We start from the raw sequence: 15,943 nt of genomic DNA on the forward strand, positions 1-15,943 counted from the left end.
GAGTGATGATACGACAAATGCTCAGAGTATCTGCATGCTGCGCCGTCGCGGCCAGCATGATCGGCTTCGCCGGCACGAGCCGCGCGGAGGAAATCAAGAGCCCGACGATGGACGCGATCAAAAAACGCGGCGAACTCGTCTGCGGTATCGACACCGGTATTCCAGGTTACGCCTACCAGGATGCCAAGGGTGAGTGGCAGGGGCTCGACGTCGGCTATTGCCGGGCCATTGCCGACGCGCTGCTGGGTTCGCCGACCAAGGTCAAGTTCATCGGCACGACGTCCAAGGTCCGCTTCTCCGTGCTCGCCTCGGGCGAGATCGACGTGCTGATTCGTGACTCCGAATTCAGCTTCACCCGGGACACGGCCATGAACCTGCGCGAAGTCGCGGTCAACTTCTTCACCGGGCAGACCTTCATGGTGAAGAAGAGCCTGGGTGTTAAATCGGTGAAGGAACTCAATGGGGCCACGATCTGCTTGCTGACGGGCACCACGCTCGAGACAAATATCGCCGACTACAACCGCGCCAATAACATCAAGATCAACACGCTATTGTTCGAGAAGCCGGAGGAGGCCTTCGCCGCCGCCGATGCCGGGCGGTGCGATGGATACACGGATGACGGCGGGTCGGTCGCGGCGGCGCGCTCGACGATGAAGAAGCCTGACGATTGGGTATTCCTGCCCGAGACGATCGGAGGACTTCAACCCCTTGGGTCATTCACACGCGCTGGCGACGAGGACTGGACCCGGCTCGTCCGGTGGGTGCACTACGTCATGTTGAAGGCTGAGGAGATGGGCATCAACAAGACCAACATCGGCGAAAAGAAAGCCAATCCGGGCAACGATCCTGACGTGCGTCGCATGGTCGGCGTCGAAGGCGATTTCGGCAAGCTGCTCGGCGTCGACAACGAATGGGCGGTCCGCATCATCAAGGATGTCGGCAATTACGGCGAATTGTACGACGCGACGTTCGGCCCGGAGGGCTTGGGCCTGCCTCGCGGCATGAACAACCTCTATAACAAGGGTGGGCTGCAGACCCTCCCGACCTGGCACTAAGCCCACGTGGTCAGGCGACCGTCACCGCGCGCCTACGCAGGACAATGGGTTCTGCTGATCGTGACGGTGGCGGTCGCCTGGATCCTTGTCCATATCGCAACCTACAATCTCGCCCGCCGCGATCTTACGTTCGGGTTCGGTTTCCTTTTCAATCGCTCGAATTTCGACATTCCGTTCCGCCTCGTCTCGTGGAGCGAGGAGGATACTTACGGCCGCGCCCTCTTTGTATCCGCGCTCAATACCCTTCTCGTCGCGTCGATGGGGGTCGTGACCGCAACGTTGCTCGGCCTCCTCGTTGGCATCATGCGCCTGTCGGTCAATTGGCTCGCGCGTAACGTGGCCCTCGCTTATGTCGACTTCGTGCGCAATACGCCGCAACTCATCCAGATCGTTTTCTGGTATCTGGCCGTGCTCCAGTCGTTGCCCCCGCCACGTCAAAGCATCGTGCTGCCGGCGGGCATGCTTCTCAATATTCGCGGGTTCTATCTGCCGGCCGCGAGCATGGGGGAGGACAGCCAGATTTTTTCCTGGCTCGCACTTCTCGCCATTCTCGCGATCCCCTTCGCATGGCGCATCAAGATCGGGGGGGCGCACCTCAGGGGAAAAGCGCTTTTGTTGGTGCCGGTTGCGATAGCCCTCTTTGCCTTCGGCGTCGACCATATCAGCTGGCCAACGCTTCAGGGCTTCAACATCGTGGGCGGGATCCAAGTGCCGCCCGAGCTCGTGGCCCTTTGGGCGGGCCTTTCGATTTATTCTTCCGCCTTCATCGCGGAGATCGTACGCGGCTCCATTGAAGCCATCCCGAAAGGCCAATCCGAGGCGGCACTTAGCCTCGGCCTCAAGCCGCGTCAACGCCTCTTCCTCGTCATTCTGCCGCAAGCGCTTCGCATCATGGTCCCGCAGATGACGAGCCAGTACCTCAACCTGATCAAAAGCACCACGCTCGGCGAAGCGGTAGCCTATCCAGAAATATTCCAGATTTTCGCAGGGACCGTGATGCAGCAGGCAAGTAAGGAGATCGAGACGATCATCATCGTTATGGTCCTCTTCCTCTCGATCAACCTGATCACGTCCGCGTTCATGAATTGGTACAACCGCCGCGTCGCATTGATCGAGAATTGACCATGCAGATGCCTTGCTTGCAGCACGTCTCGTCATTCCGCACCGCCGCGCAGCGGCGGCAGACATTGAGCCGGTTGTGACGACTGACGCATCATCCGGCACGGGGGTCGCCCCGAAATCGTCGGTGCCGACTTTTCGCGGCACGTTCGATGGGGGTGTGCGCAGGCGCGGCATCCTCTATCACATCTTCGACTGGCTCCGGCGCAATCTCTTCAGCTCATACACAAATGCGGCCCTGACGGTCGCCATGGTCGGCCTGCTGGCCCTCGTCGTGCCGCCCTTCATACGCTGGGCGTTTATCGATGCGACCATTTCGGGAGTCGCGAAATCCGCCTGTGTTGGCGACGGGGCCTGCTGGACCTTCATCAAGGTGAGACTGCCGACGTTCTTCTATGGTCGCTACCCAGCCGATGAGATTTGGCGGGTCAACCTCGCGGGCCTCCTGATGATTGCATTCGGTTATCCGGTCGTGCGGGAGAAAACCAAAAACCGGGGGGTTTGGCTCCTTCTCCTGCTCGCCGTGTTTCCGATACTGGCGGGCGTGCTCCTGGTCGGTGGGATATTCGGCCTGACCTACGTCGACACCAACTCTTGGGGCGGGTTGATGCTCGACGTTTTGATCTCGTTCGTGACGGTGGCAGGCGCGCTGCCCTTCGGCATCGTGCTCGCGCTTGGCCGCCGGTCCCAGCTTCCGATCGTTCGCCTCATGTCCATCGGCTTCATCGAGCTGTGGCGCGGCGTGCCACTTTTGACCGCACTCTTCATGTCGGCGGTCATGGTGCCGCTCTTTCTGCCGGAGGGTGTCAACATCGACCGTCTCATCCGCGCAATGGTGGCGCTTGTTCTCTTCAACTCCGCCTACATGGCAGAGACGGTGCGCGGCGGCCTCCAGGGCGTTCCCGTCGGGCAAGAGGAAGCGGCTTACTCGATCGGGTTGAGCTGGCGGCAGGTGCAGGTCTTCGTCACGCTGCCCCAGGCGCTGCGCTATGTCACGCCAGGGCTCGTCAACAACATCGTTGATTTGTTCAAGGACACCACGCTCGTGACGATCGTGGGCTTGTTCGATCTACTCGGTGCGGTAAGCCAGGCGCTGAAGGACCCGGCATGGTTAGGTTTCGCGAAGGAAGGCTTCGTTTTCTCGGCTGTCGTCTTTTTTGTGTGCTGTTTTGCGATGTCGAGTTACGGCAGGCGTTTCGAACGTCGCCTCAGCCGGCACAAGGGCTGACGATGGCCTGAAATCCACGCAATCTCTCGGACTGCTGGCGCGATTGCGCGCCAGCAGCCGCGAGGGGCCGATCAAACCGATTCCTTGAGTTCCTTGGCCGCGCGAAAGGCGACTTTTTTGCTTGCCTTGATTTTGATCTGCTCCCCCGTCGCAGGATTACGGCCCATTCGCGCAGGGCGCTTGCGCACCTGCAGCACACCGAATCCCGCAATGCGAACCTTCTCTCCCTTCTTCAAGTGCTTGGAGAGAAGGTCAACGAGATCGACCAACAATTCCGTCGATTGCTTCTTGGAAATCTCGTGCTTGTCGGCTAACGCCGCCGCAAGATGCTTCAATGTTACAACGGCGGACTTGCTGGTTGTCTTTGTCGCCATTCTCGTTCTCCTTGATTTCTAATGCCCCGTTTGGATGGCGGCGGCAGGAAAACACAATTGCCCCTTGGACGCAAGGAAGGGCCGGTTCTACGGCCTATTTTATTGCGCCGGACGGGGGGCCACAAATGCAATTCGACGAATTTGGGGGGTTAGAGCCCATTTTTCCGGCCTTCTCGCATCTTTATGCGGAATGAGCCATAGCCGTGGCGGCGACTCGGCCGTGAAGGCGCGTGAGGGGCGGGCATCGGATATGGCGACGGCGGAGTCGGATCAGGATGCTGCGGGTCTTGCAAAAATGGCCGGGAGGACGGCATCATCGCGATTGTGCGAATCGAGGTCACGTAATTCGAGGCAAACTTCCCAGCAATGACGGTAGAGACGAGTTCGAATGCTGAGTCGAGCATGGCGGGCGGCAGTGCTCCTTTGTCGAAATCGGGGGAGGCGCTGCGTCATGCAATCCAAATGTTCGACGCAAAGCGGTTCGCCGAGGCCGAGACCATGCTTGCGCGAGCGCTCGATGTGGACCCGGCAAACAACGAACTATTGAATGCCCGTGGCGTAGCGCTGGCAAGTCTGGACCGACGGCTCGAGGCGATCTTGTGCTTTCGGCAGGGTGTGGAGCGAAATCCGGAAGCGGCCAATAACTGGACGAATTTCGGCCGGACGACGGTGTTTTTCAAACAGTTCTTGATCGCCGCCGAATTTCATCGGCGTGCAAGCGCTCTGTCGCCGGCGGATGCGCGCATCTACCACAACCTCGGCATCGCGCTTGCGAGGGGGGGAAGTCATCGCGAAGCGATTTTGGCGCAGAGCCGCGCCCTCGATCTGGACCCGCAATTTCATTTGGCGCGGTGGGACCGCGCCATGGGTCATCTCGTTCTCGGCGACTACCGCCAAGGTTGGTCGGATTACGAAGCCCGATTCGCGGCGGGCCACGTTCCCCCGCGGACATTGCCCGGGCAACGATGGACAGGTGCGCCTTATCCCGGCAAGCGCCTGCTCGTTCTCTCGGAGCAGGGATTGGGCGACGGGATTTGGGCGTCGCGATATTTGCGCCATGCCAAGTCGCTCGGCGGCGAATTGATCGTCGAATGCAGGCGCGAGTCGATCGATTTTATGGCGCTTCAGAAGATTGCCGACCGGCTGATACCGTACGAAGATCCGCTACCGCCCGCCGATTATTATATTTACCAATGCAGCCTGCCGGGCCTGTTCGCCAACGATCCGCGCGCGCTGCCCCCCGTGCCCTATCTTGAAGCACCGCGAGATCGCATGGCCAAATTCGGACCCGCCCTAGAGAAGGGTCGGGGGCGGTTCAAGGTGGGCATTGTCTGGTCCGGCAACGTCGATTTCAGGGACAACAAGGACCGCGCCCAAACTCTCGGACGCTTTCTCGAAGCTTTCGCCTTACCGGGTGTACAGCTTTATAGCTTGCAGAAAGGCCCTCCGGAAAAGCAGCTCGCAGAGCTGCCGTCAAGCGCACCGATCGTCGATCTAGCACCACTCATCGGCAATTTCGCGGACACCGCAGCCGCCGTCGCTCAGCTCGACCTCGTCATCATGACCGACAGTTCGGTTGCCCATCTGGCGGCCGCTCTCGGCAAGCCCGTTTGGGTCCTCCTGGGTCGGCCCGCCTATTGGCTATGGTTGTTGGATCGCAGCGACAGCCCCTGGTATCCGACGTTGCGCCTTTTTCGACCGAGGGCCGGGGGCGACTGGAACCACGTCTTCGACATGGCAGCCTTGGAACTTTTGGCGCTCGCGTGGCGATTCCGAGCGCCCCCTCCCGTTCCACCGGGTCGGCAATCGGGCATGCGAACGAACGTGTGACCGGTTCAAATACACTCGGCCCCCCCCTCGAAAGGGGGAAGGCCGAGTGCACCCCCGCTATGTTCCTTGCCACGTCGATCAGTCGGGTAAATCGAATCGGGAACCGATGCTGCGATCATCCTTCGTCGTCTGACGCATACACTCGCACTCGAACTTGCCCTACATTCACATCGTTGCAATTCCACGCCGCATTCGGGTGATCGTCTCTGCGGCGCAATCCGACGCCCAATCGATTCGTTTCCCCAAATCGTGGAGATCGAGCCGGTCGGCGATTTCCCTCAATCGCCCCAGACCGGTACTGAGCGACTCGATTTCTCGAAGCACGGTCATCATCTTCCGCTTGGCTTGCCGATCATCCATGCGAGCGCGATGTCGCAGTGCATTCTTCCCTCTTTTTGCCGTGCGTCTTGGCATCCCATGTCTCCATATTCTTATTTCCCAGAATGTTTGCTCGGTCGTTTCAGTGTTCGGAAATCTCCCTGTCCTTCGTGCGCGTCGGGACAGCCCGCGAAGCGCCTAATGCGGTCGCTCGACGTGCAGTCGACCTCCTCCCCGTCAGCGGCAGGTTCGCGTGCTCCAGTCCCACCTCTGGCGCGGCGCGGTTCCCGACCTTCGGCATCCAAACCGATCGATAGAAGCCGGACAGTTCGCCGTAATAGGTCGCAACGAACACCCTGACCGCGGACGAAAGCGGACTTCCCGGACGCCGGTTCGCGATGAAGGAGAAGAGTTGAGTCCTCGTCAGGGTTTCCCTCAGGCCGATATCTTCAAGTGCCTCCCAGAACTCCGGTTCGAGCCTGACGCTCGTTCGAAAGCCGTTCACCCATATGACCCGTGGTTGCAAGCCGGAGTCCGAATGCTTTGCCGCCATGTCCGTATGACCTCGAACGGGTTGCGTATTTCAGATCGCCCCGAGAGCCTCCAAAAACGGACGAGGGTTTACAATAACTTAGTGCCATAGCATGTGGTGCTACCGGGGTCATACGATGGCATTAAGTCCCCGCACAGGCACTAACTCGAAGAAATAGCGATCCCTTCTTCGCCAAACTGGCCCTCTCAAAAAGGGAGGGCACCTTCATGGACACATCGGCGACGACGGGGCGCGCATCGCGCTACCTGTTCGACGAAAATCTTTTCCGCCAAATCAATGAGTTGGGTCTCAGCCTCCGCATCGAATTCGACATGGAGGAATGGAAGACATACATCCTTGGGACCGACTGGCCGGTTGTAAATGCATCGGCCGACCCCGCGCGACACGAGTTCAAGCCGGGGGAGGTCTTCTGGCTCAACCTCCACAAACGAGGTCATACAATCGGAACACAAGTGCTCCGAATCATCGAGACGGAGGATTACGTCGAACTCATCCGAAGCCACAGGCTTTGGTACGGCGACTCGCCGTCGGCGCTGCGCGAGGCGCGGATGCTGAGGAGCGACCTGCCGCGCCTTGGGGGAACGGTGGTCCAGGCCTCCGGGCTTTATATCGATCCGGCGTGGCGCAGGGCGCGCACCTCGTGGGGGATGCGCCTTGTGGCGGCGTCAATGCGATTGACGCACGATTTCACGCTGAGAAATCTCCATCCCGACTGGGCCGTGACGTTGATCGAAAAACACGTCGCAACCCCGCGGATCATCCATGACCTATACGGCTACCCGCATGCAGTCGAGGTATTCGAGGCGTTCTTTCCGTATGTCGAGCGGATGGAGCGTATGACTATGGCTTGGATGTCCCATGCCGAACTCGCGGGGGTATCACGTTCACCCCCACCAGCAATCGGTCGATCGCCCCATCTTTTCGCGCCGTCGGCAGGATGAGGCGGAAATAGCGAACCGCCCCCTCCGGCGACTTGACCGAAAGGCGTTGGAACGACGGCTTGCGCGTCCTCTTCACCTCTTCGTAGTCGGTCTTGAGAGAATGGACGTAAAGGGAGTTCCCGAATTCGCGCAATGGCATATTGTCCGGTCGCCGGTAGATCACCGTGCCCGGCGCCTGGCGAATGGCGAAGTAATCGCCGGGATCCGGTTGCGATACGTCGATGATGTGGATCCATCGGATGAAATCGCTGTTCTGCAAAGGATCGAGGCTGAAATTGGCGCTGAGCGCCCGCGCCTCTCCCATGAGACGCCAGTAGGCCAAGAGAAATCCCAGGCCCGTATGGGTCTCGTGGACCTGGGTCAAATCCATACGATTGCGGACCACGAAATCGCGCTCATCGGTTTCAAGGTGGAGGTTCCGGTACGTGACGATTTCGGACGCGAGACTCGACGAGGGTGGGAGCGAACCCTGTATCTGCTCGCAACGCTCCCGAAAATACGCGGTTGCCGCCAGCCGCAAGGTGGAGGCGATGCTTCCGGCCGTTCGATTTGCGATGATCTGGCCGCAAAGTTCGTGGATCGATTTCGATTCGGCGCGTGCAATGGCGTGGAGCGCATCCATGATCAGCGGCTCCATACGAACCGTCGTCCATCGCCCCTTGATGCGAAGGTTGAAGTTTTCAAGCGTGGAAACGTAAAGCTGACGCTCCGGCATTTTTCCCCTATTGCGCGTATAAGAGTACACGAACTGCAATCAAATAGCATCCACTCCAAAACAACATCAAGAAAAATTGAAAACGTCAGGCGCCCGCCTGATGATAACTGACATATTACAAAAGTCGGAATCGCAGGAGAAGAAGGCGATGCGCCTTCTCTCGGGAATGCGATCAATCGTCTTCCCGCTCGCCATGCTGATCGCGACCGGCCTGCTCCTCGGAATCGCCATTGTGTTGTGCGCCGCCGCCTCGAAAACCGGCATCCCGCCTGCCACGATCAGCTTTTGGCAGGCCCTGATCGGCGGATCGATAATTGTCATCGTCGGCCTATCGCGCGGGGTCAGGCTCGGGCTAACCGGCCATCACTTACGATACTACGCTGTTACCGGCCTCTGCTCCGTCGGCCTGCCCAATACGTTGTTGTTTCTCAGTATATCGCACGTCGGCGCCGGTCACGTCGCGATCTCCTATGCGATTACGCCAATGCTCACTTACTTCCTTGCACTTACCTTACGTATCGAGCCGCCCCGTGTTGTCCGGCTTCTGGGATTGGCCTTGGGGGCGACTGGTGCGATTCTGCTCACCAGCCCTCGCTTTGGCGGCTTGCCTCCAGAACAATATGGCTGGATGGCGCTCGTCTTGCTGACGCCCCTAACCGTGGCGAGCGCCAACATTTATCGCAGCCTCGACTGGCCGAAGGCCGCACCGCCCGACATGCTCGCCGGCGGCATGCTCATCGCGGCAGCACTTTGGATCGCACCCGCGATGCTGATTTCTGGCGACGCCCATTTGCCCGCTATTTCCGACTGGCCGCTTTACGCGGCGGGAGTCGTCTCCGCCGCCGGGTTCGCCATGTCATTCGCACTGCAGCGTTTGGCGGGTCCCGTGACCTTCAGCCAGCTCGGTTACGTCGTCATCGCGGTTACCGCCGGGCTTGGTGCGCTGTTCTTCGACGAACGGTTCAGTGTCGGCACCTCGGTCGCCTTGGCGATCGTCCTGCTCGGCATGGCCTTGACCACGGGGAACTGGGCAAGGGTGCGGATCGGTTCTCGCCGCACGGCCGGCGGCCGTCGCACGCCGGACGCTCAGCCCGGCAACTGACCCCGCAAAAAGGCCGGATAGCCCGCGCAGAAACACAGACGGTCGCTCCCGCCCCTTAAACCCGGCCATAAACCGGCACGACGGCGCCGCGCGTGACTTGGTTTTCGGGTGAGGCGAGGAAAAGGATCGTGCTCGCGACCTCGCCGACTTTGGGCCATGCCTGAAAGTCCGCCTTTGGCATGCTCTTGCGGTTTTGCGGCGTGTCGAGGATCGAAGGTGCCACAGCGTTCACGAGGATGCCCTGCCCCGCGACTTCCTCGGCCAGGGCCGCGGTGAAGGCCGCCACGGCTGCCTTGGACGCCGTGTAGGCGGTCATCCGCGCACCGGTGCGCCATTCCAACGCCGGCCGCGATGCGACATTCACGATGCGCCCACCTCGGCCCGCCTTCGCCATCGCAAGAATCGCCGCACGGCAACATACAAAGCAACTGATGAGATTCGTCTCGAGCTGCTGCATAAGCACGGCCTTCGACGCCTCCGCGAGGGGGCCGAACGCGAAGCCGCCCGCAATGTGGATCGATGCCCAAAGCGCCGGGACGTCCGCGTAGACGCGTTCGACCTCCCGTTCGTCCGCAACATTGCCGCTCGAAATGAGGTGAAGCCGGGGACGTTGGCGCTGCGACGCGCTATCTGCGGCCGCACCCGGCCGAAAGGGCACGTGGCATACGGCACCTGCATCGAGAAGGGCATCGACCACGGCGGTACCGAGCGCACCCGTGCCGCCGGTCACGACCACATGGCGATCGCGATAATCCATGGCCTCGCCTCCGTCCGTTGTCGATTGGGAAGGCGCAATGGTAGGACGAACCCTGCTCCTGAGGCTAGTGCGGTGAACCCGAAATTCGCCACAGCTGGATGCGAGACCGTGAGCGAAATTCGGATTCGACACACGAGGGTCCAGCAAATGATTCCGATCCTCTCCACGCATCAAGCCCCGAGCATTGAAAGGCGTGGATGCCCGGGTCAAGCCCGAGCATGACGGTTTTGCAGTATTTTGCGCCCCGTGCTGAATCGCTGCCGGTGCGCCAAAATCCAAATCGAACAGCCACCGACCTCTCCCTTCGTCATGCCCGGGCTTGACCCGGGCATCCACACGAATGGGCAAGTCTTGTCGTTCGCAGGCTTGCGGTTCCGTGCGCTACGATCGGCCGGGATCTCGTGCCGGCTCCGGTCGCGGCGACATCGCGACGCGCATGCACGTCACGGCAATGCGCCACGCCGCTCGAATCGTTCCGCTGAGCGACCCCGCGACTTTCGATTTGCCCGTCGCACGGCGTCGATAGGGAAGCGGAACTTCGAGAATACGAAGCCCGGCGCGCGCTGCTTGCATCTGCATCTCTATGTTCCAGCCATAGGTCAATTCGCGCATGCCGAGCCGATCCAAAGCGTCTCGCCGGATCGCGCGAAAAGCGCACATGTCGCTATATCGCACGCCGTAGAGTGCAGCCGTAACGAGCCCGGCCATCCTGCCCGCGAGAAGCTGATGCCAGTTCATCGCACCCGCTTCCCGATTGCCCCGCGTGCGCGAGCCGATCACGAAGTCATGGCTTCCCGCCAAGATGGGTGCGGTCAATGCCGCCATCATGTCGGCGCGATCGCTGCCGTCGCCGTCGAGGAATACGATGACGCCGCAGTCTGCGGATGCCGACGCCGCGCCGCTCGCGCAAGCTCGGCCGTACCCTCCCTCGCGCAAGGAGACCACGCGCGCACCTGCCGACTTCGCGGCTTCGGGCGTGCCGTCGGTGCTGCCGCTGTCGGCGACGATGATTTCGCGCACGAGCCCTTTCGGGACTTCGCGCACCACTTGTGCGATGGCGCCGGCCTCGTTGAGGGTCGGGATCACGACGGCGATGCCGGTCTCGATCCCGATCGGGTGCGAGAACGTATCGTTCGTGGCTATAGGCTCCATCTCAGGCCGCAGCCCTCGCACGGCTTGGGTGGTGTTTCGCTGAGAAGGGCCGTGCGGAAGTCGCGATAGGCTGGCCCGCTCCAGATTTCCCGCAAGGTCTGCTGGGTCGCATCACCGAGGGTGTAATTGTCGTACCCGCGGGCCGAGAACGGCGCGATACAACAGGGGAGCGCCCGGCCGTGCGCCGTGAAATACATGAGCGACCACGGACGCCGACAGGTCGACCAGGGCGAGTCTTTTTGGTGGCGCTTCAAACTCATGCCGGGCTCGGTGGCCCCAGACGCATCGAGGGTGATGCCGAGATCGTTCGCGATCGTTTGCGCTGCGGCGATCGCCGCTTCTTCTTCCCGCGCCATACTCTCGAAAAGCGAGGACTCGGAACGCGCAAGCCCCCGCCCTTGCGGCATGAAAACGAGGCGCTGAAGATGGACCTCGCGCACCCCCATCTCGCTTGCAAGGCGAACGAAGGCCGGTAGTTGATCGACCGTCTCCTTGAGGCCCGTAAGCCAAAGCGACACGCGCGGCGTGCTCGCATCCAACTCCTTCTGGAAGACCACGAATTCCTTCACGTTGCGCACGATCCGATCGAACATGTCGCGCCCGCGCACGCGCAGGAACGCGTCCGCCTCGGCCGCATCGAGCGAAACACGGAGTTCGTCGAGCCCCGTCTCGATGAGCTCGCGCCGCTTGCGCGGCGTCAGCAGCGTTCCGTTCGTGTTGAACAGCACATATGTGCCCCGCGCCTTGAGGTAACGGATCATCCGCGGCAGTTCCCGCACCATCATGGGCTCGCCCACGCCATGGAGCACGACACGCGCGATGTTCGGGACTTGGTCCACGATCGAGGTGAACAACTCCCAGCTCATGTCAGCCGGCGGCTCGAGCGTCTCGAACGTGCGCGGACAGGTCTCGCACAAGAGATTGCATCGGTTGGTGGTCTCAAGATAAAGGCACACTGGCGGCGACTCGGCGAGAGCGCCGCGCGTCTCCCCCACCGCCTCGAAATACCGGCCTGGGTCCCTGAGCGTCGTTGCGGTCATCTTATTGTCCTCCACTGGGCCCTCAACGCCGGATTGGCGATAGCGCTGCGATGCCACCAGACCTCTGCGATGGCAAGCACAGGAAATACGCCGTAAACCAGACTGCGCCAAAGCAATTCGGTGTGACCGGGATCGAGATAAAGGAAAGACGCCGCAATCGTCAGGTAAAGAACGCTGAAGGCGGGCACGAAGCATGCCGGAAGGGCGAGCCAGGCGAAATACCAGGCGTAATGAGGGGTTAGGGCAATCACGAGTGCGGTCGCCAGCAGGAGCGTGTCGCGCATGAGCGCAAGCACAGCCGCCTCTTCCCTCATGGGCGGCCTCCGGGCGAAAGCGACGCGCCATGCAAGTGCCACCAAAAGGATCAGGGCCAGCACCGGGTAGGCCATGGCCGGCAGCGCCCCCGTCACGCGCTCGAGTGCAAACGGATAATAATAGCCTCTGCCGTCGTTAAGTCCCTCCTCCGAAAAATAGCCCGGGAGGAACCCGAACACCTTCCATCCCACACTTGCATAGCAAAGATAAAATATAGCAGCGACCGCAAGAAAGCCCGCGGGCATCTTGATATCCCACCGCCGCCAGAGGGCCGGGAAGATCGCGACCGGGAGAAATTTCACCAACGTCGCCGCCCCGAGTGCTGCACCCACGAGATAGGCGCGGCCCCGCACGCACGCGAGCAACGCAAGTGCTATAAAGCCGATCGCCGCCGCATCGATATGACCGTTGCCCGCAAATTCCCAGATCGGCAGCGGGTTCCACGCATAGATCAATACCCGCTCACGCGGCAAACCCGCGATGACAAGGAGCTTGACGATGGCGAAAATGGTCAACGCCTCGAACAAGACCATCGCCACCTTCATCGCGCCGACCGTCGAACTGATTTTTCCGACAAACAAAAAAATCACCTGGGCGACCGGAGGATAAATCGTCGGCGCGTAGTGCGCACGATTGATCTGCGGATTGATTTCCGCATCGCGGAGTGCGTTGAGCTGGGGCGCGTCGGGAATGTAGCGGTATGGACTGATGCCGGCAGCCTGCACCCGGCCGTCCCACACGTAGCGATAGACGTCCGTCGACAGAAAGGGCGCTTCCGAAAGAGCGAGGATCCGCATGATCGCAGCGCAGGCGAGGATTCCCCAAAAAGTGCCGCGCCCAAGATTACCGCGCAGGACGACCCCTACAGCGCCGAGATACAATAGGCCCGAAACGCATATGAGGGCTATGAATACGCGCAGCGTGACGCCGTATTCGGCGGCGGCTTCACCGGGAAATCCCAATCGCGTGCAGACAACGACCACGGCGACCGAGACCGCCCCGATTAAAGCGAGGATTTTCGTTGAGAAATTCATTGCCCCTATGACGCCAAGTCTTCGGCGGAGGCCCCGGGGGATGGCGTATCTTCGGCAAAATCAGAATTTTCGCCAAGGCCGATTTGGGCAATAGCCTCGGCCGTGGCGGGTGCGGAATAGGGCGCGTGGCCATCGGTGCGCTTCGCCGTGTCGGCCGAAAGATCGCGCAACAACCGCCTGAGGCTCGGCCGGTCGTCGACGTCATACCAAGACGGCAACATGACGACGTCGAGTCCTAGCGTCTTTGCTCGCGCCGCCGTCTCGGCCGCAACATGCTGAGTGCTCCAGCGAATATCCTCGAAGAGGCGGGCGTCGGGCGCCTTCATGCCAATCAAATAGTATCCGCCATCGTCGGCAGGTCCGAGGACGATGCGCTCACCCGGTGTGGAGAGCGCCTCCGCCGCCTCACGCAGATAGGCGGTGGGCAGGGTCGGACTATCGGAATTCACCAGGCAGGCAGCACGATAGCCCTTTGCAAACAGACCTCTGCTCGCATGGAGCAGGCTTCGACCCAAGCCCCCCACGCGCGGCGACATCTCCGGCGAGCCGTCGGCGAGCACGAATTCCGTACCCGATGCGACGGTACCGCGGAAGAGAGCCTCGGCTCCCGCAGGCGCGTAGGCTATGAAGCCCTGAATCGGCACGCTACGCGCCGCGAGCTGGATATTTTCGGTGATGTCACGCAGAAAGCTCATGCTAAGGCGCATGGCGCCGTCGGGGGTGAGCGGGGGCACGAGCCGCGTCTTGACCTTGCCACGCTGGGGCGCTTTTGCCATGACCGCAATGGCGCAAAAGTGCTGGGGATCGGCGCCGGTCTCGCCGTTGTTACGGGTTTTCTCAAGGGGCATATGCGATCGATTCATGTTCCAGAGAACCAGTTGTAGCCCCGATCCTCCCAAAATCCCCCCGGGAACCGATTGGTCACGAAAATTGCCGTAATAAGCTTCGGGTTCTTGAATCCGAGCTTCGTTGGGACCCGAACCCTCATCGGAAAGCCCAAGCGTGGCGGCAATGTCCGGTCGGCGAATTTGAACGCGAGAATGGTCTGGCGGTGCAGCGCGCTCGGCATGTCGAGGCTTCCGTAATATCCGTCCGCGCAGAGAAAGCCCACATATTTGGCGCTAAGGTCGGCGCCCACGCGCTCCAGAAACACGCGGAGCGGCACGCCGCTCCATTTTCCGATCATGCTCCACCCTTCCACGCAAACGTGGCGGGTGATCTGAGTTTCTTGCGGCAGCGCATAGAGTTGGTCAAGGGTCCATGGTCGCTTGTCTGCAATGAGCCCGGCAAGCTCCAGCTTGTAGCTCTGGCCGTCAATTTGCGGAACCTTGTCTTCACCGTAGTAGGCGTTGGAGCGAAAATCCCGGATGACGGCACTTTCCGAATAGGTCGGCGCCAATCGATTGGGATTGAAGAGAGCGGCCTGCACACGATCGTTCCAGCGGCTGATCCCGTTGAGCGCGCGTTGGACGTCGTCGTCATCGGTGAGATCGCAACCGGCGAGGAGCGCCAAGGCCCCCACGCTCAAACTCCGACCGAAAAAGAGGCGGCGCTCGACATCGATCAGCCGCCCCGAGCGCCGAAGCCGGGTGGGCAGCGCCTGAGCCCCGGGTCTATGGACGTTCGGCTGGCCGCTCAACGTTTGCCTCCCGCGTTCAATGTCGGCGAATGGTCGGGCTCGCGCATCGCGGGACTGGAGGCACGACCGAATATCATCGCAACGAGCGTCTTAGGCACGAGCAACGTGAGCGCCAAATGCACGACGAGGAAAAGCACGATCGCGCACATACCGAAGAAATGGACGATGCGCGCAATGTCGTAACCGCCGAATAGCCAGGCGAGTTCCCGGAACTGCGTCGGCTTCCATATCGCAAGGCCCGAGACGATCATCACGATAATCGCAGCCACTACCGCGATATAGGCGCCCTTCTGGACCGCATTGTACCGCCCGAGCCGGTGCCCGAGCCGAAGCCGAAGGGCAGAGACGAAATCACGGAAGATCGCGCGAGCATCGAGAGGAAAGAAGCTTCGGCGGAAATGACCTGAACCGAATCCATACCCGACATAGATCACGAATGAGACGGCAAGCAGCCACATTCCCGCAAAATGCCATTGCAAGGCGCCGGCCAATCCGTCCTCGTTATGGACCGCCTCCGACATTCCGACGTCGCCGCCGAGTGTGATTTCGAAGGGGAAGCGGAATGGAAATATCGGACTCCAATCGTAAATGCGCCAGCCGCTGGCAATCATGATAATTACGGCAATGGCATTTCCCCAATGCGTTAAGCGCACGAGACCCGCATGGGTCTGGGTGTCGCGCCGCGAATTTCCGGCGTTCGATGTCGGGCTATGATCGCTCATGGCCGAGTATCATTGTCGCAGGAAAAGAATTGCGAGGCCATCGGAAGAC

The 15,943-nt window shown here is 60.8% G+C and carries 17 protein-coding genes; 6 read left to right on the forward strand and 11 right to left on the reverse strand.

Annotation, left to right across the window (positions count from 1 at the left end):
* Window positions 1-17 precede the first annotated feature (17 nt).
* Genes VEJ16_07875 through VEJ16_07885 form a run of 3 tightly spaced genes read left to right on the forward strand, consistent with a single transcriptional unit; the run spans window position 18 to window position 3,402 of the window.
* Entirely contained in the window at window positions 18-1,055 is a 1,038-nt protein-coding gene (locus VEJ16_07875) for an amino acid ABC transporter substrate-binding protein (protein ID HYB09573.1), read from the forward strand.
* 6 nt (window positions 1,056-1,061) lie between these two features.
* Complete coding sequence (locus VEJ16_07880; GenBank protein HYB09574.1) at window positions 1,062-2,177, forward strand: ABC transporter permease subunit; 1,116 nt, start codon at window positions 1,062-1,064, stop codon at window positions 2,175-2,177.
* A gap of 13 nt (window positions 2,178-2,190) precedes the next feature.
* Complete coding sequence (locus VEJ16_07885) at window positions 2,191-3,402, forward strand: amino acid ABC transporter permease (GenBank protein HYB09575.1); 1,212 nt, start codon at window positions 2,191-2,193, stop codon at window positions 3,400-3,402.
* Window positions 3,403-3,473: 71 nt separating this feature from the next.
* On the opposite strand, the gene VEJ16_07890 is transcribed toward VEJ16_07885, so the two are convergent.
* Entirely contained in the window at window positions 3,474-3,776 is a 303-nt protein-coding gene (locus VEJ16_07890) for an HU family DNA-binding protein (GenBank protein HYB09576.1), read from the reverse strand.
* Between the two features lie 402 nt (window positions 3,777-4,178).
* Between VEJ16_07890 and VEJ16_07895 the strand changes: the two genes are divergently transcribed.
* Entirely contained in the window at window positions 4,179-5,606 is a 1,428-nt protein-coding gene (locus VEJ16_07895) for a glycosyltransferase family 9 protein (protein ID HYB09577.1), read from the forward strand.
* 165 nt (window positions 5,607-5,771) lie between these two features.
* On the opposite strand, the gene VEJ16_07900 is transcribed toward VEJ16_07895, so the two are convergent.
* Complete coding sequence (locus VEJ16_07900) at window positions 5,772-5,966, reverse strand: hypothetical protein (GenBank protein ID HYB09578.1); 195 nt, start codon at window positions 5,964-5,966, stop codon at window positions 5,772-5,774.
* 100 nt (window positions 5,967-6,066) lie between these two features.
* Window positions 6,067-6,477: a ribbon-helix-helix domain-containing protein gene (locus VEJ16_07905; protein HYB09579.1), complete on the reverse strand. Its 411-nt coding sequence runs from the start codon at window positions 6,475-6,477 to the stop codon at window positions 6,067-6,069.
* Window positions 6,478-6,683: 206 nt separating this feature from the next.
* On the opposite strand from VEJ16_07905, the gene VEJ16_07910 reads away from it, so the two are divergent.
* Window positions 6,684-7,418, forward strand: a complete 735-nt coding sequence (locus VEJ16_07910) for a hypothetical protein (protein HYB09580.1) — start codon at window positions 6,684-6,686, stop codon at window positions 7,416-7,418.
* Here VEJ16_07910 and VEJ16_07915 read toward each other — a convergent pair.
* A complete protein-coding gene (locus tag VEJ16_07915) occupies window positions 7,318-8,163 on the reverse strand; it encodes a ribbon-helix-helix domain-containing protein (GenBank protein ID HYB09581.1) in 846 nt (281 codons plus the stop codon). The two genes, VEJ16_07910 and VEJ16_07915, sit on opposite strands and share 101 nt — an antisense overlap.
* A 118-nt stretch (window positions 8,164-8,281) precedes the next feature.
* Here VEJ16_07915 and VEJ16_07920 point away from each other — a divergent pair, with 118 nt between their 5' ends.
* Complete coding sequence (locus tag VEJ16_07920; protein HYB09582.1) at window positions 8,282-9,235, forward strand: DMT family transporter; 954 nt, start codon at window positions 8,282-8,284, stop codon at window positions 9,233-9,235.
* Between the two features lie 55 nt (window positions 9,236-9,290).
* Here the strand turns inward: VEJ16_07920 and VEJ16_07925 are convergent, their stop codons facing one another.
* The 7 genes from VEJ16_07925 to VEJ16_07955 all read right to left on the reverse strand — a co-directional run bounded on the left by VEJ16_07925 (window position 9,291) and on the right by VEJ16_07955 (window position 15,894).
* Window positions 9,291-9,992, reverse strand: coding sequence for an SDR family NAD(P)-dependent oxidoreductase (locus tag VEJ16_07925; protein ID HYB09583.1), 702 nt, complete (start codon window positions 9,990-9,992; stop codon window positions 9,291-9,293).
* Window positions 9,993-10,373: 381 nt separating this feature from the next.
* Window positions 10,374-11,144, reverse strand: a complete 771-nt coding sequence (locus tag VEJ16_07930; protein HYB09584.1) for a glycosyltransferase family 2 protein — start codon at window positions 11,142-11,144, stop codon at window positions 10,374-10,376.
* Window positions 11,132-12,184: a radical SAM protein gene (locus tag VEJ16_07935; GenBank protein ID HYB09585.1), complete on the reverse strand. Its 1,053-nt coding sequence runs from the start codon at window positions 12,182-12,184 to the stop codon at window positions 11,132-11,134. Before VEJ16_07935 ends, VEJ16_07930 begins: the two co-directional genes overlap by 13 nt.
* Window positions 12,181-13,533, reverse strand: coding sequence for a glycosyltransferase 87 family protein (locus VEJ16_07940; protein HYB09586.1), 1,353 nt, complete (start codon window positions 13,531-13,533; stop codon window positions 12,181-12,183). Before VEJ16_07940 ends, VEJ16_07935 begins: the two co-directional genes overlap by 4 nt.
* A gap of 5 nt (window positions 13,534-13,538) precedes the next feature.
* Window positions 13,539-14,381, reverse strand: coding sequence for a TIGR04282 family arsenosugar biosynthesis glycosyltransferase (locus VEJ16_07945; GenBank protein ID HYB09587.1), 843 nt, complete (start codon window positions 14,379-14,381; stop codon window positions 13,539-13,541).
* An 11-nt stretch (window positions 14,382-14,392) separates the two neighbouring features.
* Window positions 14,393-15,100: a molybdopterin-dependent oxidoreductase gene (locus VEJ16_07950; protein ID HYB09588.1), complete on the reverse strand. Its 708-nt coding sequence runs from the start codon at window positions 15,098-15,100 to the stop codon at window positions 14,393-14,395.
* Window positions 15,101-15,168: 68 nt separating this feature from the next.
* Window positions 15,169-15,894 carry a cytochrome b/b6 domain-containing protein gene (locus VEJ16_07955; protein ID HYB09589.1) on the reverse strand — a complete coding sequence of 242 codons (726 nt, stop codon included), beginning with the start codon at window positions 15,892-15,894 and terminating at the stop codon, window positions 15,169-15,171.
* Window positions 15,895-15,943 lie beyond the last annotated feature (49 nt).

Source organism: Alphaproteobacteria bacterium (assembly GCA_035625915.1).
GTDB lineage: Bacteria > Pseudomonadota > Alphaproteobacteria > JACZXZ01 > JACZXZ01 > DATDHA01.

What these genes read in the sequence shown, in the direction of transcription:
- VEJ16_07900 (HYB09578.1), bottom strand. Translation starts at nt 5,966, where the DNA reads ATGGATGATCGGCAAGCCAAGCGGAAGATGATGACCGTGCTTCGAGAA.
- VEJ16_07935 (HYB09585.1), bottom strand. Translation starts at nt 12,184, where the DNA reads ATGACCGCAACGACGCTCAGGGACCCAGGCCGGTATTTCGAGGCGGTG.
- VEJ16_07945 (HYB09587.1), bottom strand. Translation starts at nt 14,381, where the DNA reads ATGCCCCTTGAGAAAACCCGTAACAACGGCGAGACCGGCGCCGATCCC.
- VEJ16_07905 (HYB09579.1), bottom strand. Translation starts at nt 6,477, where the DNA reads ATGGCGGCAAAGCATTCGGACTCCGGCTTGCAACCACGGGTCATATGG.
- VEJ16_07910 (HYB09580.1), top strand. Translation starts at nt 6,684, where the DNA reads ATGGACACATCGGCGACGACGGGGCGCGCATCGCGCTACCTGTTCGAC.
- VEJ16_07890 (HYB09576.1), bottom strand. Translation starts at nt 3,776, where the DNA reads ATGGCGACAAAGACAACCAGCAAGTCCGCCGTTGTAACATTGAAGCAT.
- VEJ16_07895 (HYB09577.1), top strand. Translation starts at nt 4,179, where the DNA reads ATGGCGGGCGGCAGTGCTCCTTTGTCGAAATCGGGGGAGGCGCTGCGT.
- VEJ16_07955 (HYB09589.1), bottom strand. Translation starts at nt 15,894, where the DNA reads ATGAGCGATCATAGCCCGACATCGAACGCCGGAAATTCGCGGCGCGAC.
- VEJ16_07930 (HYB09584.1), bottom strand. Translation starts at nt 11,144, where the DNA reads ATGGAGCCTATAGCCACGAACGATACGTTCTCGCACCCGATCGGGATC.
- VEJ16_07875 (HYB09573.1), top strand. Translation starts at nt 18, where the DNA reads ATGCTCAGAGTATCTGCATGCTGCGCCGTCGCGGCCAGCATGATCGGC.
- VEJ16_07925 (HYB09583.1), bottom strand. Translation starts at nt 9,992, where the DNA reads ATGGATTATCGCGATCGCCATGTGGTCGTGACCGGCGGCACGGGTGCG.
- VEJ16_07920 (HYB09582.1), top strand. Translation starts at nt 8,282, where the DNA reads ATGCGCCTTCTCTCGGGAATGCGATCAATCGTCTTCCCGCTCGCCATG.
- VEJ16_07940 (HYB09586.1), bottom strand. Translation starts at nt 13,533, where the DNA reads ATGAATTTCTCAACGAAAATCCTCGCTTTAATCGGGGCGGTCTCGGTC.